14 protein-coding genes are annotated in these 20,028 nt (G+C 72.2%); 13 read left to right on the forward strand and 1 reads right to left on the reverse strand.

Translation table 11 applies throughout. The features are described 5' to 3' along the window. Positions 1 to 49: 49 nt before the first annotated feature. The gene (locus AB0K60_RS06035; protein WP_364049093.1) at positions 50 to 1,999 is read right to left on the reverse strand and encodes an ABC transporter ATP-binding protein; all 1,950 of its coding nucleotides are present in this window, start codon (positions 1,997 to 1,999) and stop codon (positions 50 to 52) included. Between the two features lie 469 nt (positions 2,000 to 2,468). Here AB0K60_RS06035 and hutU point away from each other — a divergent pair, with 469 nt between their 5' ends. From hutU to AB0K60_RS06100, 13 genes are all read left to right on the forward strand, one after another. Beyond that, complete coding sequence (gene hutU / locus AB0K60_RS06040) at positions 2,469 to 4,121, forward strand: urocanate hydratase (protein ID WP_364049095.1); 1,653 nt, start codon at positions 2,469 to 2,471, stop codon at positions 4,119 to 4,121. A gap of 149 nt (positions 4,122 to 4,270) precedes the next feature. Continuing rightward, positions 4,271 to 5,593 (forward strand): allantoate amidohydrolase, encoded by a 1,323-nt coding sequence (locus AB0K60_RS06045; RefSeq protein WP_364049097.1) that lies wholly within the window; start codon positions 4,271 to 4,273, stop codon positions 5,591 to 5,593. Positions 5,594 to 5,687: 94 nt separating this feature from the next. Next, on the forward strand, positions 5,688 to 7,148 hold the full coding sequence (locus AB0K60_RS06050) for a formimidoylglutamate deiminase (RefSeq protein WP_364049099.1): 1,461 nt from the start codon (positions 5,688 to 5,690) through the stop codon (positions 7,146 to 7,148). A 237-nt stretch (positions 7,149 to 7,385) separates the two neighbouring features. Then, the gene (gene hutI, locus AB0K60_RS06055) at positions 7,386 to 8,594 is read left to right on the forward strand and encodes an imidazolonepropionase (protein WP_364049101.1); all 1,209 of its coding nucleotides are present in this window, start codon (positions 7,386 to 7,388) and stop codon (positions 8,592 to 8,594) included. 189 nt (positions 8,595 to 8,783) lie between these two features. Then, positions 8,784 to 9,734, forward strand: a complete 951-nt coding sequence (locus tag AB0K60_RS06060) for a sigma-70 family RNA polymerase sigma factor (protein WP_364049103.1) — start codon at positions 8,784 to 8,786, stop codon at positions 9,732 to 9,734. 363 nt (positions 9,735 to 10,097) lie between these two features. Beyond that, complete coding sequence (locus tag AB0K60_RS06065; RefSeq protein WP_364049105.1) at positions 10,098 to 11,483, forward strand: ammonium transporter; 1,386 nt, start codon at positions 10,098 to 10,100, stop codon at positions 11,481 to 11,483. Further along, complete coding sequence (locus AB0K60_RS06070; protein WP_364049107.1) at positions 11,480 to 11,818, forward strand: P-II family nitrogen regulator; 339 nt, start codon at positions 11,480 to 11,482, stop codon at positions 11,816 to 11,818. Before AB0K60_RS06065 ends, AB0K60_RS06070 begins: the two co-directional genes overlap by 4 nt. Positions 11,819 to 11,822: 4 nt before the next feature. Further along, positions 11,823 to 14,198, forward strand: coding sequence for a [protein-PII] uridylyltransferase (locus AB0K60_RS06075; protein ID WP_364049109.1), 2,376 nt, complete (start codon positions 11,823 to 11,825; stop codon positions 14,196 to 14,198). A 307-nt stretch (positions 14,199 to 14,505) separates the two neighbouring features. Then, positions 14,506 to 17,208: a nitrate- and nitrite sensing domain-containing protein gene (locus AB0K60_RS06080; protein WP_364049111.1), complete on the forward strand. Its 2,703-nt coding sequence runs from the start codon at positions 14,506 to 14,508 to the stop codon at positions 17,206 to 17,208. Beyond that, positions 17,205 to 17,627 carry a roadblock/LC7 domain-containing protein gene (locus AB0K60_RS06085; protein WP_364049113.1) on the forward strand — a complete coding sequence of 141 codons (423 nt, stop codon included), beginning with the start codon at positions 17,205 to 17,207 and terminating at the stop codon, positions 17,625 to 17,627. Before AB0K60_RS06080 ends, AB0K60_RS06085 begins: the two co-directional genes overlap by 4 nt. 114 nt (positions 17,628 to 17,741) lie before the next feature. After that, positions 17,742 to 18,101 (forward strand): DUF742 domain-containing protein, encoded by a 360-nt coding sequence (locus tag AB0K60_RS06090; protein WP_364049299.1) that lies wholly within the window; start codon positions 17,742 to 17,744, stop codon positions 18,099 to 18,101. Positions 18,102 to 18,153: 52 nt separating this feature from the next. After that, positions 18,154 to 18,678 (forward strand): ATP/GTP-binding protein, encoded by a 525-nt coding sequence (locus AB0K60_RS06095; RefSeq protein WP_364049301.1) that lies wholly within the window; start codon positions 18,154 to 18,156, stop codon positions 18,676 to 18,678. Between the two features lie 202 nt (positions 18,679 to 18,880). Then, the gene (locus tag AB0K60_RS06100; RefSeq protein WP_364049115.1) at positions 18,881 to 20,014 is read left to right on the forward strand and encodes a spermidine/putrescine ABC transporter substrate-binding protein; all 1,134 of its coding nucleotides are present in this window, start codon (positions 18,881 to 18,883) and stop codon (positions 20,012 to 20,014) included. The last annotated feature ends 14 nt before the right edge of the window (positions 20,015 to 20,028 follow it).

Raw genomic sequence — 20,028 nt, forward strand, 5'->3', positions numbered from 1 at the left:
GCCGGACCGCTCGCGGATTGGTGATTTTTTAGGTTTTCTTCGGAGCCGCCTACGCCCGAGGTTCGCCGGTGCCGGACAGGAACTGGGTCGTGGCCAGCTCGCGGTAGAGATCGTCGCCGTCCACCAGCTCGTCATGCGTGCCCACGGCGCGTACCCGGCCGTGCTCCAGGATCACGATCCGGTCCGCGCCGGTGACCGTCGACAGCCGGTGCGCGATGACCAGCACCGTGGTGTCGCCCGCGGCCTCGGCGATCACATCGCGCAGCCGCATCTCGTTGACCGCGTCGAGCTGGGAGGTGGCCTCGTCGAGCAGCAGCAGGCGCGGCCGGCGCAGCAACGCCCGCGCGATCGCGACGCGCTGACGCTCCCCGCCCGACAGCAACTGGCCGCGATGGCCCACCCGGGTCTCCAGCCCCTCGGGCAGCCGCGCCACCAGATCCTCCAGCCGCGTACGGCCCAGCACCTCGGCGATCTGCGCGTCGGTGGCCTCGGGGGCGCCGAACACGAGGTTCTCCCGCAGCGTGCCGTCGAGGACGGGCGCGTCCTGCTCGACGTAGCCGACCGAGGCCCGCCACAGGTCCAGCGGCAACTCGGCGATCGGCAGCCCGTCGGCCTCGATCGTGCCGGAGTCGGGGTCGTAGAAGCGTTCGAGCAGGGAGAAGATCGTCGTCTTGCCCGCGCCCGACGGGCCGACGAGCGCGGTCATGCCGCCCCGGGGGATCTCGAACGTCACCTCGCGCAGCGCCGGCGGGCGATCCTCGGAGTAGCGGAAGCAGACGTCGCGCAGCCGGATCTCGGCCGGGCCGGACCCCGGTCCCGCGCGGTGACCGTTGCGCCGTCCTTCGCCGACGCCACCGCCCGATACGTCGGTAAACGCGCCGACGCCTCCGGCGCGGTGGTCATCGGGGCGCCCGGCGGAGTCCGCTCCGGAGTATCCGGCGGCGTGCCCGATCCCGGCGCTCACCCCGGCCGTCCCCGCGTCGTCGCCCGGCGCCGCGTCGAGCTGCTCGATCGGCAGCTCCTCCACCTCGCGCAGCCGCGTCACCGCCGCCAGTCCCATCTGCAACTGCATGGCGGCCTGCACCAGCATGCCGATCGGCGCCATCAGGTAGAACAGGTAGAGCAGGAAGGCGATCAGGGCCGAGACCTCCAGCACCCCGCTCGCGACCCGGGCGCCGCCGATGCCCAGCACGGCCATGAACGACAGCTGCACGACCACGAAGGACGAGGTCTCCAGCAGCGAGGTCCACTTGGCCACGCTCACCCCCTGCCGCCACGCCTCCCGGGCGGCGGCGCGTACCGACGCCGTCTCGCGCTCCTCGGCACCGGAGGCCTTCATGGTGCGGAACCCCTGCAGGGACCGGTCGAGCGCCGTGGACATCTCGCCCAGCGCGATCTGCGCCCGTGTTGAGGCCTTACGGATGCGCGGAAACACCAGCACGTTGACCGTGCCGACGACGATGAGGACGCCCAGGGTCGCCCCCAGCAGCACCACGTCGAGCACGGCCATCAGCACGATGGCGCCGACCAGCGGGAAGAGCGCCGTCATCGCGTTGACCACGCCGGTGGTGGAGACCGTACGCAGCAACGTCGTGTCGGCGGACACCCGGGACAGCAGGTCGCCGGGCTTGAGCCGGTCCACGTCGGGGACGCGCAGCCGCAGCATGTGACCGATGAGCCGGGTGCGGGCGTCGAGCACCACGCCTTCGGCCGTCCGCGACAGCAGGTACTGGCCCGTAGCCGACACGATCGCACCCGCCGTCAGGAGCACGCCGAGCGTGATCATCGGCCCGGCGAGCGAGCCCTCCCGCCCGAACGCGTCGATCACGCTCTTGGCGATCAGCGGCTGGGCGAGGCCGACCCCGCTGGCCAGCAGCCCGAGCACGCCGCCGGCCGCGATGGCCGGCCAGTGCGGGCGGATGTGCGCCAGCAGCAGCCGCCAGGCGCTGCGATCGGTCAAAGACGCCTTGGGCATCCGGTCCGGATGGGTGACGGTCACGACGCTCCAACCTTCGGCCGACGGTACGAACGCGACGTATCGCGATTTCCAGTCTGTGCGGCGGCGTCGGATGTCGCGCTGCATTCGAAATCGATATCAATCTTTAACGGGGCTTACGCGGCAACATCGGCCGATGGGCGACGCGACGGCCCCGGAGACGGCGGCGCGTAGCGGGATAGTTCGGGCACCTGCCGTTCAGGCAGATTGACGAGGGGGGAAAGCGGGAACCTCCGCCAAGGCGGAGCCTCTCCTTCGCTGAAGATCCGGTCCTCGGAGTACACGCTCGTGCGGGGCGTTCCGGGACTGGCGGCGTGATATCGGGGCATCCCAGGTAGGCAACCTACCGGGATGCCCCACCTCACCGCCCTCCGCCGCGTACCACCTGATTTCTCGCCCACCGGGCAGGGCAGATACCTCCGTGCGCCCCTGGCGTCACCGGCGACGACCACATACGACGAAAGGGCGGACAATGGCGACAGTTCGCGCTCCGCGTGGGAGCACCCTCACGGCCAAGGGCTGGCCGCAGGAGGCGGCCCTCCGCATGATCCAGAACAACCTGGACCCGGAGGTGGCCGAGCACCCCGAACGGCTCGTGGTCTACGGGGGATCGGGCAAGGCGGCTCGGGACCGGCCGAGCTTCGAGGCGATCACGCGGGTGCTCACCACGCTGGAGGACGACGAGACGCTGCTGGTGCAGTCGGGCCGGCCGGTCGGCGTGCTGCGCACGCACGAGTGGGCGCCGCGCGTGCTGATCGCCAACTCCAACCTGGTGCCGGACTGGGCCGACTGGGCGGAGTTCCGGCGGCTGGAGCAGGCGGGCCTGACCATGTACGGCCAGATGACCGCCGGTTCGTGGATCTACATCGGCACCCAGGGCATCCTGCAGGGCACCTACGAGACCTTCGCGGCCGTCGCCGCCCGGCTCGGCACCGCCGACGGCTCGCTCGCGGGCACGATCACGCTCACCGCGGGCCTCGGCGGCATGGGCGGCGCCCAGCCGCTCGCGGTCACCATGAACGGCGGCGTGGCGATCTGCGTCGACTGCGACCCGCGCAGCATCGAGCGCCGGATCGGGCACGGCTACCTCGACCGGCGCGCGGACGACCTGGACGAGGCGCTGCGGCTCGCCTACGAGGCCCGCGACGCGCGGCGGCCGCTGTCCATCGGCGTCGAGGGCAATGCCGCCCACGTCGTGCCCGAGCTGCTGCGGCGCGGCGCCGAGATCGACGTCGTCACCGACCAGACCTCGGCGCACGACCCCCTCACCTACCTGCCGCTCGGCGTGGAGTTCGCCGACATGGCCGCCGAGCGGGACAAGGATCCGGCGGGGTTCGCGCGCCGGGCCCGTGAGTCGATGGCGCGGCACGTCGAGGCGATGGTCGGGTTCCTCGACGCCGGGGCGGAGGTGTTCGACTACGGCAACTCGATCCGCGGGGAGGCGAAGCTCGGCGGGTACGCGCGCGCCTTCGACTTCCCCGGCTTCGTGCCCGCCTACATCCGGCCGCTGTTCTGTGAGGGCAAGGGCCCGTTCCGGTGGGTGGCGCTGTCGGGCGACCCCGCCGACATCGCCCGGACCGACCGGGCGGTGCTGGAGCTGTTCCCGGAGAACCGGGCGCTGGCCCGGTGGATCCGGCTCGCGAGCGAGAAGGTGCGCTTCCAAGGGCTGCCCGCGCGGATCTGCTGGCTGGGGCACGGCGAGCGGGACCTGGCCGGGGAGCGGTTCAACGAGCTGGTGGCGCGGGGGGAGATCCGGGCGCCGATCGTCATCGGGCGTGATCACCTCGACTGCGGGTCGGTGGCCTCGCCGTACCGGGAGACCGAGGCGATGGCCGACGGGTCGGACGCCATCGCCGACTGGCCGCTGCTGAACGCCATGGTCAACGTGGCCTCCGGGGCCTCCTGGGTGTCGATCCACCACGGCGGCGGCGTCGGCATCGGCCGGTCCATCCACGCCGGGCAGGTCACCGTCGCCGACGGCACCGCCCTGGCGGCCGAGAAGATCGCCCGGGTGCTCGGCAACGACCCGGCCATGGGCATCATCCGGCACGCGGACGCGGGCTACGACCGGGCCATCGAGGTCGCGGAGGAGCACGGAGTCCGCATCCCCATGCGCGAGGAATGACCGGAACGCCGAGCGGTCCCCGCCCGCGTACTGGCGGAATGAGGAATGGGGAGGGCGAGATCGGGGAAAGGCACTTCGGGTGCCCAAGCGCGTGAGCGGGCGACAGGGGGACGGGCATCCGAGGCGTACGAACCCGGGGGTGGGCGGGCATGGTGATGAGCGCGGAGAGCCAGAGCCTCCAGGGAATGTGGAACGCCCTCGCGGACATCGGCAGGGACGGGCGGACCGGAGGCTACCGGCGCGACGCCTGGTCGCCCGCCGACCTGGAGCTGCGCGCCTGGTTCGAGCAGGAGGCCGACCGGCGCGGGCTGGACCGGCACGAGGACCGCAACGGCAACCTGTGGGCCTGGTGGGGCGACCCGGCGAGCCGCCCCGGCGTGGTGACCGGCAGCCACCTGGACTCGGTACGCGACGGCGGCGCCTTCGACGGGCCGCTCGGCGTGGCCTCCGCCTTCGCCGCGATCGACCTGCTGCGCGAGCGCGGGTGCGAACCGGCCCGGCCCGTCGGGGTGGTGTGCTTCGCCGACGAGGAGGGCGCCAGGTTCGGGGTGCCGTGCGTGGGGTCCCGGCTGCTCACCGGCCTGCTCGACCCGCGCCGGGCGCGCGGGCTCATCGACGACGCCGGCGACACCCTCGGCGAGGTGCTGCGGCGCGCCGGACGCGACCCGTACGCCCTCGGCCGCGACGGCGAGACGCTCCGCCGCGTGGGCGTCTTCGTCGAACTGCACGTCGAGCAGGGACGCGGGCTCGCCCCCATGGACGCCCCCATCGGGGTGGCGAGCGCGATCTGGCCGCACGGCCGCTGGCGGTTCGAGTTCCACGGCCGCACCGACCACGCTGGCACGACCGCGCTGAACGACCGCGAGGACGCGATGCTGCCCTTCGCCGCCGCCGTCCTGGCCGCCCGTGAGGCCGCCCGCGAGCACGGCGTGGTCGCCACCTTCGGCAAGGTCCGCGTCGCGCCGGGCAACGCCAACGCGATCCCCGGCCGGGTCACGGCCTGGCTCGACGCCCGCGGCGCCGACGAGGCCGCCGTGCGCCGCATGGTCGCCGAGGTCGCCGAACGGCACGAGGTGACCTGCGAGTCGTGGATTCCCCTGGTCGCCTTCGACGTCGCGCTCCGCGACCGGGTGGCCTGGGTCGCGGGGCGTACGGTGAAGGAGATCGGGGCGGCCGCGGGAGCATCCGGGAGAAAGACCGCCAAAAGAAAGATGAAGGAAACAGGGGACGGAAAGGCTGTGAACGGGATGAGTCCTCAGAGCGCCACGGATCCCGACGCCGTTCCCATCCTGCCGACCGGGGCGGGGCACGACGCGGGGATTCTGGCCGCCGCCGGCGTGCCCAGCGCGATGCTGTTCGTACGGAACCCGACCGGGGTGTCGCACTCCCCGGAGGAACACGCCGAGGCCGGCGACTGCGAGACGGGGGTCGCCGTCCTCGCCGCCGTCCTGGAGGACCTGTGCGCGGGGTGAGGGGCGTCCGGCCGGGCGCGGCACGGAGCGGTTACGGCGTCCAGGGAGGGGGCGTCCGGAGAGGAGGAGCCCGAGGAGGGGAGGCGCCAAGGGCGTGAGTGGCCAGGACCTGGAGGACGGCGGCCCGGCGACCGGCGCCGCTGATCGCGAGGCCGGGCAGGAGTACTGGTGCGAGCTGGCCTGGCTGCCGCCGGGACAGGTGGCCGAGGGGGTGCTCGTCCGGGTCGCGGAGGGCCGTATCACCGAGGTCACGCCCGGCGTCGTCGCCCCGCCAGGCGCCGTACGGCTCGCCGGCCTGACCCTCCCCGGCTTCGCCAACGCGCACTCGCACGCCTTCCACCGCGCCCTGCGCGGACGCGCCCAGCACGCTCCCGCCCGCAGCGCCCCCGGCCACGCCGTGGACGCGATCGCCCCCGCCGGCCCAAGCGACTTCTGGACCTGGCGCGAACGCATGTACGAGCTGGCCTCCGTCCTCGACCCCGACGCCTACCTGGCGCTCGCCCGGGCGACCTACGCCGAGATGGCCCTGGCCGGGATCACCTGCGTGGGCGAGTTCCACTACCTGCACCACGGCCCCGGCGGCGTCCCCTACGACGAGCCGAACATCATGGGCCACGCGCTCATCCAGGCCGCCCGCGACGCGGGCCTGCGGGTGGCGCTGCTGGACACCTGCTACCTCACCGGCGGAATCGGGGCGGGCCTCGCCGGACCGCAGACCCGGTTCGGCGACGGCGACGCCCTCCGGTGGGCGGCTCGGGCCGACGAGCTCGCCGCCGCCTACGCCGACGCCCCCGACGTGGAGATCGGCGCGGCCGTGCACTCGGTACGCGCCGTACCCCCCGAGCAGATGCCGGTCGTCGCCGAGTTCGCCCACCGGCACGCCGGTCCGCTCCACACCCACCTGGCCGAGCAGCGCGCCGAGGTGGAGGCGTGCGTGGCGGCCTACTACGCCACCCCCGCGCAGGTGCTGCACGACCGGGGGGTGCTCGGGCCGCGGACGACGGCGGTGCACGCCACGCACCTGTCCGACGTCGACTTCGCGCTGCTGGGCGGATCCTCCTCGCACGTGTGCCTGTGCCCCACCACCGAGCGGGACCTCGCCGACGGCATCGGCCCCGCCCGCCGCCTCGCCGACGCGGGATGCCCGATCACGCTCGGCTCCGACAGCCAGGCCGTCATCGACCTGCTGGAGGAGGCACGCGCGGTCGAGCTGGGGGAGCGCGTCACCACCAACCGCAGGGGACATTGGGACGCCGCCGGGCTGCTGTGCATGCTCACCGCGGACGGCAACGCGGCGCTCGGCTTCCCCGACGCCGGGTTCCTGCTGCCGGGGGCGCGGGCCGATCTGGTGTCGATCCGCCTCGACACCCCCCGTACGGCGGGAGCCGCCCCGGACAACGCGGCCGAAACCGTCCTGTACGCGGCCACGGCCGCCGACGTGCACTCGGTCGTCGCCGGGGGACGCCGCGTCGTGGCGGACGGCGTGCACGAGCTCGGCGACGTCGGCGCGCTGCTGCGCGAGGCGATCGCGGCGATCCCCTGGGAGAAGGCGTGACCGGCGGACAGGAGCCGCGTCCTGCGGACCCGGCGCCCGGCGGACGACCACGGCGTGACCGGTGCGACCGCGCGGGGACGCCCGGCTGAACCCGAGGGCACCGGGGCATCGAGGACACCGGGGCATCGAGGACATGGGGGCATCGAGGACATCGAGGGCGTGAGGGATACCGAGGGCGTCGGTGGCGTTGGGGGCATCGAAGAGCAGAGGCATCGGGAAGGCGCGAAGGAGGATCCGGTGGACGCGTCGTCGGCTGGTTCGGTGCTCTTCGACCGGATAGGGCAGCTCTACACGGCGGACCCGGAACGCGAGGAACTGACCGGCGCGGCCCTGATCATCGAAGGCGATCGCGTCGCCTGGCTGGGCCGGTCCGCGGACGCCCCGGCGGCGGACGAGCGGGTGGACGTCGAGGGACGGGCGGTGCTCCCCGGGTTCGTGGACAGCCACGCCCACCTGGTCTTCGCCGGCGACCGGTCCGCGGAGTTCGCCGCGCGCATGGCGGGCGAGCCGTACTCGGCCGGGGGCATCCGCGTCACCGTCGAGGCGACCAGGGCCGCCTCCGACGCCTGCCTCGCCGAGCGGACCGCCCGTCTGGTCGCCGAGATGACCGCGCAGGGTACGACCACCGTCGAGATCAAGAGCGGCTACGGCCTCACCGTCGAGGACGAGCGCCGCAGCCTGGAGATCGCCAGGGCCTTCACCGAGGAGACCACGTTCCTCGGTGCCCATGTGGTGCCGCCGGAGATATCCGCCGGGAACGCCGGAAGTTCCGCGAGCGCCAAGGACGCCGGGGACGCCGACGAGTACGTCGCCCTCGTCACCGGCCCGATGCTCGCCGCCTGCGCGCCGTACGCCCGATGGATCGACGTGTTCTGCGAGCGCGGCGCGTTCGACGGCGACCAGGCCCGCGCGGTGCTGTCGGCCGGGATCCGCGCCGGGCTCGGCGCCCGCGTGCACGCCGGGCAGCTCGGCGAGGGCCCCGGCGTGCGGATCGCCTGCGAGCTCGGCGCCGCCTCCGCCGACCACTGCACCCACCTGTCCGACGCCGACGTGGCCGCGCTCGCCGACTCCGGCGTCGTCGCCACCCTGCTCCCCGGCGCCGAATTCGCCACCCGCTCGCCCTACCCCGACGCCCGCCGGCTGCTCGACGCCGGGGTCACCGTGGCGCTCGCCACCGACTGCAACCCGGGATCGTCGTACACCTCCTCCATGCCGTTCTGCGTGGCGCTGGCGGTGCGCGAGATGCGGATGACCCCGCTGGAGGCGGTGCGGGCGGCGACCCGGGGCGGCGCGGCGGCGCTGCGCCGCGACGACGTGGGCACGCTGCGCCCCGGCGCGCGGGCCGACCTGGTGGTGCTGGACGCGCCGTCGTACGTGCATCTCGCCTACCGGCCGGGCGTGCCCCTGGTCGCGCAGGTGTGGCGTGCCGGATCCCGGGTGGCGTGACAGGTGTTTTATCGGCGGTAATTGCTTACATCCTTCTTACATCCGCAGGTTGACGTGCGGAGATCTGCGCATCCTCCTTAGGGATGAATCCAAAACCGTTCCCCGGTCGTATTAATCGAGGGAATCTTTGCCTCGGGCGAGACGTTGTCGGGGCAAGTGACTAGGGCGCGGCGGAAGAGGTGCCATCGCATGGCAAGGCCCACGGGGAATCGCGTGCAGGACAACCTGGTTGGGGACCGGGACCTGCTGGGGACCTACCTGGCCGAGATCGGCAAGGTCCCGCTGCTCACCGCCGAACAGGAGGTCGACCTCGCCAAACGCATCGAGGCCGGCCTGTACGCGGAGCAGTTGCTCGACGGCCCGGCGCCGGGGCCGGAGGCAAGCCGTACGGCGACGTCGGACGCGACCGACGAGGAGTTGGAGCGCATCGCCATTTCGGGGCGACGTGCCAAGGACGAGTTCATCCAGGCGAACCTGCGCCTGGTGGTGGCCGTCGCGCGTAAGTACTCAGGCCGGGGGATGCCGCTGATCGATCTGGTCCAGGAGGGAAATCTGGGCCTTGTGCGCGCGGTGGAGAAATTCGACTATCGGCGGGGCTACAAATTCTCCACCTACGCGACCTGGTGGATCCGCCAGTCGGTGGGCCGCGCCATCCACGAGCAGGCCCGTCCGGTGCGCCTGCCCACCCACGCCGGCGAGCAGATGACCCGGCTGATGCGGGTGCGCCGCGACATGCTCGCCGAGTTCGACGCCGAGCCGACCGACGCCGACCTCGCCGAGGTGCTCGACCTGCCGATCGAGCGGGTGCAGGAGCTGCGCCGCTGGGCGTCCGACCCGGTCTCGCTGCAACTGGGCGTCGGGGACGAGGACGAGACCGAGCTGGGCGACATGATCGCCGACGAGACGTGGGCCGACCCCGAGCAGCAGGCGATCTCGACGCTGGAGCGCGAGCGCCTGGAGGAGTGGCTCACCGGCCTGGAGGGCCGCACCCGCGAAATGTTGCGCTGGCGTTACGGCCTCGTCGACGGTCGTGAGCACACCCTCACCGAGGTGGGCGAGCGGTACGGCATCGGCCGTGACAGGGCACGTCGCATCGAGCGCGACGCGTTGGCCAGGCTGCGCAAACTCGCCGCCGCCTGATTTTTGTTTCCGCGATCTCACCGCCGGGGGCACCCGGCGGTGAGATTTGGCGTGCCTGAAACCTAAATGAAACACGCGAGCGGCGAGTTTCACACTTGCGAAACACACCGGGTCACGGCCTGAAACGGCGGAAGAACACGCTGACGCCGGACGGGCTGATCGGCCGGATCGGACATCAGCGGCCGTGGGCAGGGCGCGACAGCGGAGCGAGCGCTGGCCTCACGGTCGTGAGATGTACGGGTAAGGCGGTTTGGTCCGGGTCACGGACACGTGCGCCAGCTGGTCAACGACGCCTCAGGAGGCGAAGGACACCGTGACAGCGATAGCCGGCCATACGCCAATGTGGAAGGAGGGTCGGATCGTATGATCGATACCGGCTCCACTGCCTGGATGATCGCAGCCACCGCGATGGTGCTGCTGATGACCCCAGGTCTCGCGCTTTTCTACGGGGGAATGACCAGGGCCAAGAGTGTCCTGAACATGATGATGATGTCGTTCGCGAGCATCATCACCGTCACCATACTCTGGGTGCTCTTCGGATACTCGCTCGCGTTCGACGCGTCGGGGAACGACCTCATCAACAAGGTCGTCGGCGGCCTGGACAGCATCGGGCTGTCGGGTCTGTTCGGCGGTGACGGAGCCGTTCTCGCCGGCTTGGTCGCCGACAACCCCCAGGACCCCACGACCTTCAACGACAACATCCCCGCGCTGGTGTTCTCCGCCTTCCAGCTCACCTTCGCCATCATCACCGTCGCCCTGATCAGCGGCGCCATCGCCGACCGCGCGAAGTTCGGCGCGTGGGTCGTCTTCAGCATCGTGTGGGCCACGGTCGTGTACTTCCCGGTCGCGCACTGGGTCTGGGGCGGCGGCTGGCTGTACGGCCTGGGCATCGAGGACTTCGCCGGTGGCACGGTGGTCCACATCAACGCCGGAGCGGCCGGTCTGGCGCTGGCGATCGTGCTCGGCAAGCGCGCCGGCTGGCGCAAGGACCCGATGCGCCCGCACAACCTGCCGCTGGTGCTGCTCGGCGCGGGCCTGCTGTGGTTCGGCTGGTTCGGCTTCAACGCGGGCTCCGAGCTCGCGGTGGACCAGACCACCGGTCTGGCGTTCATGAACACCCAGGTCGCCACGGCCGCCGCGGCGGGCGCCTGGATCCTGGTGGAGAAGCTGCGCGACGGCAACTCCACGACGCTCGGCGTCGCCTCGGGTGCGGTCGCCGGCCTGGTCGCCATCACCCCGGCGGCGGGCTTCATCGACCCCTGGGTGGCGGTCATCCTGGGCCTCCTCGCCGGCGCGGTCTGCGCCTACGCGGTGGGCCTGAAGTACAAGCTCGGCTATGACGACTCCCTCGACGTCGTCGGCGTGCACCTGGTCGGCGGCGTCATCGGCGCGGTCTCCCTCGGCTTCATCTCCGCCTACCCGTTCCTCGTCGGCGACGTGGCCGACGGCCTCGGGATGAGCAGGGAGCAGGGCCTCGGCCTCTTCTACGGCGGTGGTCTGTCGCAGCTCGGCCTCCAGGTGCTCGGCCCGGTCGCCGTCGGCCTCTACTCTTTCATCGCCTCCTGGATCATCGGCAAGATCATCGACAAGACGATGGGCTTCCGGATCGCGGAGGAGAAGGAGGTCACCGGCATCGACATCACCACCCACGCCGAGACCGGTTACGACCTCGGCACCATCCACGCCTCGGGTGTGGCCTCCGTCAACGGTCCCGTCACCGTGACAACTGAAAAGAAGGTGGACGCATGAGGCTGATCACGGCCATCATCAAGCCGTTCAAACTCGATGACGTCAAGGCCGCCCTGGAGCAGGCCGGAATCAAGGGCATGACGGTCAGCGAGGCCAGCGGGTACGGCCGGCAGCGCGGCCACACCGAGGTCTACCGCGGCGCCGAGTACCAGGTGGACCTGGTGCCGAAGGTGCGCGTGGAGGTCCTGGCCGAGGAGGACGACGCCGAGGACGTGCTCGACGTCATCGTCAAGGCCGCCCAGACCGGAAAGATCGGCGACGGCAAGGTCTGGTCCGTTCCCGTGGACACGGTCGTCCGGGTCCGCACCGGGGAGCGCGGGCCGGAGGCGCTCTAGCCGAATGATGAGAGGCGAAGCTCGCTCGTACGCCGCGGCCCGCAAGGAGCGGGCCGCGGACATCGACCGCTGGCTCACCGACCTGTTCCGTACGGCGACGGCGCAGCCGTACGGCCGGGAGGGCCGAGGCGGACTGGGGGCGAAGAGCGGGCCGCCCGGTTACGACAGAGGGCCCGATCGAGGGCCCGATCGAGGACCCGACAGGGCGACGGCGCCCGAGGAGCGCGGCATCGGCGGCCCACAAGGGGCGGGCGGCGGTGTCGCGCTCGTCGCCGTCGGAAGCCTGGGGCGCGCCGAGCTGGCCCCGGGCAGCGACCTGGACCTGGTTCTGCTGCACAACGGCCGCGACGACGTGGCCCGCATCGCCGATCGGATCTGGTACCCGATCTGGGACTCCGGCGTCGGCCTCGACCACTCGGTGCGGACCGTCGACGAGGCCGCCAAGGTCGCCCGCGAGGACCTCAAGGCGGTGCTCGGCCTCATCCAGGCCCGGCACGTGGCGGGCGACCCCGAGCTCACCCGCGCGGTGCGCGAGATCGTGCTCGCCGAATGGCGCGCCGAGGCCCGCCGCCGGCTCGCCGAGCTGCGCGAGGCGGCCGACAAGCGCGCCGAGTCCAGCGGGGAGCTGGCCTTCCTGCTGGAACCCGATCTGATGGACTCCCGCGGCGGGCTGCGCGACGTGCAGGCGATGCAGGCCGTGGCCGCCGCCTGGGTCGCCTCCGCGCCGGGACCGCGGGTGCGCGAGGCGTACGAGCTGCTGCTGGACATCCGGCACTGTCTGCACCTGGTCACCGCGCGCGGCACCGACCGCCTGGTGCTCCAGGAGCAGGACGCGGTCGCCGGCACGCTCGGCCTGCTCGACGCCGAGGCGCTGATGCGGCGGGTCGCCGAGGCCGGGCGTACGATCTCGCACTCCTTCGACGCCACCTGGCGCACCGTGGACCGGCTGCTGTCCGGCCCCGTGCCGCGCGGGCGCCGCCCGCTCGCCGACGGCGTTGTGGAGCAGGGGGGAGAGGTCGTGCTCGCCCGGGGGATCACCCCCCGCAACGATCCGGTGCTCGTGCTGCGCGCCGCCGCCGCGGCCGCCGAGGCCGGACTCCCGCTCGCCCCGGCCACCGTGACGACGCTCGCCGCCCAGTCGCCGCCGATGCCGGTGCCGTGGCCGGACGAGGCCCGCGACTCCCTGGTCGCGCTGCTCGGCGCGGGGCGCGCGGCCGTACCGGTGTGGGAGGAACTGGACCAGGCGGGGGTGATCGTGCGCCTGATCCCGGACTGGGAGCGGGTACGGCACCGCCCCCAGCGCAACCCGGTGCACCGCTTCACCGTCGACCGGCACCTGATCGAGACCGCGGCGGGCGCGGCGTCCTTCACCCGCGAGGTGTCCCGGCCCGACCTGCTGCTCATCTCGGCCCTCCTGCACGACATCGGCAAGGGCTGGCCCGGCGACCACTCCACCACCGGCGAGATCGTGGCCCGCGACATCGGCGCCCGCATGGGCCTGCCGCCCGCCGACGTGGACGTGCTCGCCACCGTGGTCCGCCACCACCTGCTGCTGCCCGAGACCGCCACCCGCCGCGACCTCGACGACCCGGTGACGATCAACCGGGTGGCCGAGGCGGTCGGCTCCCGCGAGGTGCTGGAGCTGCTCGCCGCGCTCGCCGTCGCCGACGGCGCGGCCACCGGCCCGACCGCGTGGAACTCGTGGAAGGCCGGCCTCGTCACCGACCTGGTGCGCCGCGTCCGCTCGGTGCTGTCGGGCACCCCGCCGCCGCCCGCTCCGACGCTCTCGCCCGAGCAGGCGGCGCTCGCCCGGCACGGCGGCGGCGCGGTCCGGGTCGCCGGCACCTCCGTCACCGTCGTGGCCCCGGACCGCCCCGGCCTGCTGTGGCGGGCCGCGGGCGTGCTCGCTGCGCACCGCCTGGTCGTGCGCGCCGCCTCGGCCGCCTCCGCGGGCTCGACCGCGGTGATCGAGTTCTCCGTGGTCCCCGAGTACGGCTCGCCGCCCGACCCCGCCACCATCGAGGCCGACCTGCGCCTGGTCCTGGCCGGACGCCTCGACATCGAGCAGCGCCTGGCCCGCAGGACCAGATCGCTGCGCCCGCCCCGGGTGCCCGTGGCGCCGCCGCGGGTCAACCTGCTCGACGACGCCTCCAGCATCGGCACGGTGGTGGAGGTGCGCGCCCACGACCGCCCCGGGCTGCTGTGGCGCATCGGCCGGGCGTTCGGCGACTGCGGCCTCGACGTCCGGGCGGCGCGGGTGGAGACCCTCGGCGCGGAGGCGGTCGACGTCTTCTACGTGGTCGACCGGGCCGGCCGTCCCATCGACGACGACGCCCAGCGGGTGCAGGTCCGCGAATACGTGCTCGCCGCGTTGCGGTGAGTAATGCCGAAGTCCTGATTTCCCATGCCCATTGGTAAAGAATGAGAGCCGGAACCTGACGGTCGCTTTACCATCGGGAACCCGCGGATGGATTGCCCCAGCTCGTTGAGGCGATGCCGCCGCATGCGGTCACCGTGTGGGGACCGTGGTCGTTGGCGACATGCTCGGATACGTGCCGAGGGATGGGCGGGCAGTGGGCACCGAGAGGGGCACCGAGAGGGGCACCGCAAGGGGCGCCGAGAGGGGCACCGCAAGGGGCGCCGAGAGGGGCACCGATGGGGGCACCGGCAGCGGCGCCGGAAAGGGCGTGGACGGCGCGGACGCCCCGCGCGGCCCGCTGCTGCGCAACTGGCGCGTCCCCACCCGGCTGACCGTGCTGATCCTCACCCCCACCGTGGTCGGCGTCGTGCTCGCCGGAACCCGCGTGCTCTCCTCGATCGACACCCTCGCCGCGCATCGGCGTACCCACGCGGCCATCGCGCTGTCGGCGCAGACCCGCGACCTCGCCGAGGCGCTGGGCATGGAACGTGACAGGACGATCTGGGTTCGCGTCACCGGTCGGGACCGGGACGCGCTCACCGCCCAGCGGCGCGCCGTCGACGCGCTCGTCCCCCGGCTGCGGGCCGGTCTCGACGCCGTCGACGCCGCGTACGGCCCGGACGTCGCGGCCGAGGCCCGCCAGGTGGCGGGCCGCCTCGGCGATCTGGCGTCGCTGCGCCGGACGGGCCGGCCCGATGAGTACGGACGCCTGGTGGCCGTCCTGCTCGCCTTCCACGACGAGCTGACGCAGACCGGCGAGGATCGCAGGATCGCGGCCGCCTCCCGCGCGCTCGGCGCGCTCGCCCACGCCAAGGAGGAGGTCTCCCGGCAGCGGGCCACCCTGCTCGGCGTACTGCCGCGGGGCCGCCGCCTCACCGCCGACGAACTGGAGGAGCTCATCGCGGCCCGGGCGCGGCAGCGGGCGCGGATCGCCGCTTTCCACGCCGACGCGGGGCCGCAGGACGCCTGGCACCTCGCCGTGACCGTCTCCGGGCCCCGGGTGATCCGCGCCGAGCTCACCAAGTCCTGGGCGATCGCGCTGGCCGGGCGCGACCGGCCGCCCGCGCCCGCCGGCGACCGCGTCGCGGCGGCCCGCCAGTGGTTCGCCGACAACACCGAGACCGTGGAGCGGATGCGGGCCGTCGAGCTCCGCCTCGCCGCCGCTGTCGAGGCCCGCGCCCGCGCCCTGCGGGAGGACGAGCAGCGCGGTGCCTGGATCGGGGCGGGCCTGATCCTGCTGCTGCTCCTGCTCGTGCTCGCCACCACGGTCGCCATCGCCCGCTCGATGGTCCGGCCGCTGCGGCGGCTGCGCGCCGAGGCCCTGGCGATCGCCGGGCACCGGCTGCCCGAGGTCGTGCAGCGCCTGCGCGAGGAGGACGTGCCGCGGATCCCACGCCCCACCCCCATCGACCTCGTCGGCCGCGACGAGATCGGCGAGGTGGCGCGGGCCTTCGACGAGGTGCACCGCCAGGCCGTACGGCTCGCCGCCGAGGAGGCGCGGCTGCGCGCCAACATCAGCGCGATGTTCGTCAACCTGTCGCGCCGTACCCAGACGCTCGTCGAGCGGCAGATCGACCTGATCGACCGGCTGGAGCGCGGCGAGGAGGACGGCGCGCGCCTCGGCGACCTGTTCAAGCTCGACCACCTGGCCACCCGCATGCGCCGCAACAGCGAGAACCTGCTCGTCCTCGCCGGTCACGAGCCCGCCCGCAGGCGCAGCCGCCCCGCGCCGCTGATCGACGTGGTGCGCGCGGCGGTGTCGGAGGTGGAGGACTACGAGCGCGTCTCGATCCAGGTGCAGCGGGATGTGTCGGTGGCCGGGCACGCCGCCAACGACGTGGTGCACCTCGTGGCCGAACTGGTGGAGAACGCGTTGACGTTCTCGCCCCGCCCGAGCAAGGTCGTCGTCTCAAGCAGCGTCTTCGACGGCGACTCGGCGCTGCTGGCGATCGGCGACACCGGCATCGGGATGCCCCCCGAGCAGATGGCCGAGGCCAACCGGCGGCTCGCCGATCCGCCGGAGATCGACGTGTCGGTGTCCCGGCGCATGGGCCTGTTCGTGGTGGGCCGTCTCGCGCTGCGGCACGGCATCCGCGTGCAGTTGCGCCCGGGGCAGGACAGCGGCGTGATCGCGATGGTGCTCTTCCCGGCCGGGCTCGTCGTCCGTCCCCGGCCCCGGCCCGAGCCGCCGGTCTCCGGGACCGGCGTCCTGCCGCCCACCGGGCCGTTCCCCGCCTTCGCGGGCCATCCGGCCGGGCCGTACCTGTGGAACGCCCCCGTGCCCGAGGACGCCGACCCCCTGCCCGCCGTGGCGGAATCTCCGCTTGAGCATGGGGACGACTATCTGCCGATCTACGCCTCGATCGGGTCCGCGGGGCCGCGCCCTGCGGAGCCCCGGCACGCGGCCGAACCCTCCGGCGAATCGCCGTCCCGGTCGCCGTCCGCGACCCCGCCCTGGTCACCCTCGGGCCAGGACCGCCCGGGCGGCGGCGGTCCTCCGGGGCCGAAGGCCGCTTGGGACCCCGAGGCGTACGGAATGCCGGTGATTCACCCTCCGATCCCGCGCCAGTCGCCTCCGAGAGACGCCGAGCCGCCCCGCGCACACCCCGGCCGACCGCCGGGCGACGGCCCGCGTGACTCCTCGGACGATCCCAGGGACGCCCGCACGGACGGCCCCACGGACGGCACGCGGACCCCGCGAGAGGGCCACCCCGAGGACCCCGGGGAAGCGGCCGCACGCGGAAATCAACCGCCGGGCGAGAATTTCACCCCCGCCGGACTGCCCAAGCGACAACCGCGAGTGCCCCGGGAGGAGACGACCCCCGCCGCGGGCACGTCCGCCCCGCCCCCGTCGCCCGAGGAGACGCGCGACCGCCTGGCGCGGCTGCAGGAGGGCACCCGGCGAGGCCGGGCGGAGGTGGCGGGCGATCCCGTGGAACGCTCCGATCATGAAGAGGAGGAGGACCAGTGATCGACATCAGCACGGAGGCTCGCCGGTTCGACTGGCTGATCACCGAGTTCGTCAGAGAGACCCCGGGCGTCGCCCACGCGATCGTGGTCTCCTCCGACGGGCTGAAGCTGGCCGGATCCGTCGGCTTCCCCCCGGATCGCGCCGACCAGCTCGCCGCCGTGGCCGCGGGGCTGCAGAGCCTCACCTCGGGCGCGGCGCGCATCTTCGAGGGCGGGTCGGTCTCCCAGACCGTGGTCGAGATGCAGGCCGGCCTGCTGCTGGTGACGGCGATCGCCGACGGCTCCTGCCTCGCGGTCCTGGCCGCGCGCGACTGTGACATGGGTCTGGTCGCCTACAACATGACGCTGCTGTGCGATCGGGCGGGAAAGGCGCTGACGCCGTCCCTGCGCGCCGAGCTGCGCTCGGCCCAAGCGCGCTGAGCTGCAGCGATGGTCAGGGCGATGGTCGGGCTGACGGCCGGGGTGACGGCCGGGGTGATGACGGTGACGGCCGGGCGGGAGATCCGTCCGAGCGGGGGAGTGAGACGGAGGGACATGCGCGACAGCGTCGATGTGGAGGAAGTGCCGCTGTTCCGTCCTTATACGGTTACCGGCGGTCGTGCCGAGCCGCGCTACCATCTCGCGATGGAGACGCTCGTCTCGTCTGCGACCGTCGTCGCCGATGATCTTTCCATGCTCACCCCCGAGCAGGAATCGATCATCATGTTGTGTCGTTCGGTGCGTTCTGTGGCCGAGATCTCCGCGTTGCTCCGGGTTCCGCTCGGCGTGGCACGTGTACTCACAGCCGACCTGGCCGATGAGGGTCTGGTCCGGCTGCACATGCCGCGGCTGGATGAGGGGCAGCCAGATCTCAATCTGCTCGAAAGGGTTCTCAGTGGACTTCGGAGGCTCTGACCCCCACAGCCGTCAGGGCTCGGGACACTCGCTCACCTCGACGAAGATCGTCGTGGCGGGGGGCTTCGGCGTGGGCAAGACGACGTTCGTGGGCGCGGTGTCCGAGATTCTCCCGCTCACGACCGAGGCGGTGATGACCGACGCCAGCGCGGGGATCGACGATCTCGGACTGACGCCGCACAAGACCACCACCACGGTCGCCATGGACTTTGGCCGGCTCTCCCTCGACCAGGACCTGATCCTGTACCTGTTCGGTACGCCGGGTCAGCATCGGTTCTGGTTCATGTGGGACGACCTGGTGCGCGGCGCGATCGGCGCGGTCGTGCTGGTGGACACCCGCCGCCTGGCCGACTGCTTCCCCGCGATCGACTACTTCGAGGAGGCGCGGCTCCCGTTCATCGTGGCGATCAACGGCTGGGACAGCCAGTTCCCGCACGATGAGCACCAGGTGCGCGAGGCGCTGTCGCTCCCGAACCACGTCCCCATCGTGCGCACGGACGCGCGCAAACGGGACGCGGTCAAGTCCACGTTGATCAGCCTTGTGGAATACGTCCTCACGGTGCGTACGCATCACTAGATTCACCGGCGGGATCCGCCGGTGAACGGCGTGTGTGCACAGGGCTTCATCCGCGACTCGAAAAGTGCACGTCCAGCTAACGATGTCCGGAAAGTCCTTGCCGAGCGTTGATCAGGGCTGCGAAACTCCTGGTCCTGTGTGCCGTAGTCGTACAAGGCCACTTTTTGTACCACCTAATCCAGACTCTTAAGGAGTAGCGGTCGTGTCCCGAAATCGGCGCACCCGTTGTCTTTCCGCTGTTGCCGCCGCCGCCGGACTGGCGCTTGCCCTCGCCGCGTGCGGCGGCGGCTCGGGGGAACCGAGCCCGGCGGGGAGCGGGAGCGCCACAGCCGAAGCCGCGCGTCTTGACCCCAATGCGGACCTGTCGAAGCAGAGTCTCACCATCACCATCTGGGACGGCTACAGCCCCAAGGACCTCCCCCAGCGGGTGAAGAGCAAGCTTGGCTTCGACCTCAAGGTCGGCATTCACGACACCAACGAGACGGCGATGGCCAAGCTCACCGCGAGCGGCGGCGGAGGCGTCGACGTGGCGTTCGTGTCCGGGCAGTACGCCCAGGCGCTCAACGAGGCCGGACTGCTGGAGCCGCTGCACCCCGAGTTGATCCCCAACCTGGCGAACCTCTACCCGGAGGCCACCCAGCTCTCCTATGACAAGGGGAACAAGTTCTCGGTGCCCTACACCTGGGGCACAACGGGCATCTGCTACCGTAGCGACCTCGTGAAGACTCCGCCGACGAGCTGGAACGACATTTTGAACCCGCCTGCGGAGGCCCGCAAGAAGGTCACCATGATGACCACCGAGCGGTGGCTGGCGCTGCCGGCGCTGAAGTCGCTCGGCTTCTCGGTCAACACCACCGACGACACGCAGCTCGCCAAGGCCAAGGAGCTGCTGGAGAAGGCCAAGCCCAACCTGCTGGCGTACGACGACACCACCTTCGGTGACCGGCTGACCAAGGGCGAGGCCGTCATGGTCGAGGCGTGGGACGGCTGGTGCCCGACGAGCGACAAGAGGATCAAGTTCGTGGTGCCCAAGGAGGGCAGCGACCTCTGGGCCGACACCATGGTGATCATGAAGAGCTCGAAGAACAAGGAGGCGGCGCACGCCTTCATCAACTACATCCTCGACCCGTCGATCCACAGCTGGGTGGCGGAGAACATCCTGTACAAGGTGCCCAACAAGGCCGCCATGGACCGGGTCGACAAGAAGCTGCTGCAGGCCAACACCCCGCTGGCGATGACCCCGGCCGACCTGCTGCTCGGCGAGTCGCTGGTGGACCTCGGCGAGGATTCGAGCAAGTACACCCGCCTGTCGACCGAGGTCGCGGCGCAGCAATGACGCTCGTGTTCGGC

The organism is Thermopolyspora sp. NPDC052614 (genome assembly GCF_040678635.1).
Lineage (GTDB): Bacteria > Actinomycetota > Actinomycetes > Streptosporangiales > Streptosporangiaceae > Thermopolyspora.

Excerpts from the sequence above, each read along its gene's own strand:
- AB0K60_RS06075 (WP_364049109.1), top strand. The coding sequence starts at position 11,823 with ATGATGAGAGGCGAAGCTCGCTCGTACGCCGCGGCCCGCAAGGAGCGG.
- hutU (WP_364049095.1), top strand. The coding sequence starts at position 2,469 with ATGGCGACAGTTCGCGCTCCGCGTGGGAGCACCCTCACGGCCAAGGGC.
- AB0K60_RS06045 (WP_364049097.1), top strand. The coding sequence starts at position 4,271 with ATGGTGATGAGCGCGGAGAGCCAGAGCCTCCAGGGAATGTGGAACGCC.
- AB0K60_RS06065 (WP_364049105.1), top strand. The coding sequence starts at position 10,098 with ATGATCGATACCGGCTCCACTGCCTGGATGATCGCAGCCACCGCGATG.
- AB0K60_RS06070 (WP_364049107.1), top strand. The coding sequence starts at position 11,480 with ATGAGGCTGATCACGGCCATCATCAAGCCGTTCAAACTCGATGACGTC.
- AB0K60_RS06090 (WP_364049299.1), top strand. The coding sequence starts at position 17,742 with ATGCGCGACAGCGTCGATGTGGAGGAAGTGCCGCTGTTCCGTCCTTAT.
- AB0K60_RS06060 (WP_364049103.1), top strand. The coding sequence starts at position 8,784 with ATGGCAAGGCCCACGGGGAATCGCGTGCAGGACAACCTGGTTGGGGAC.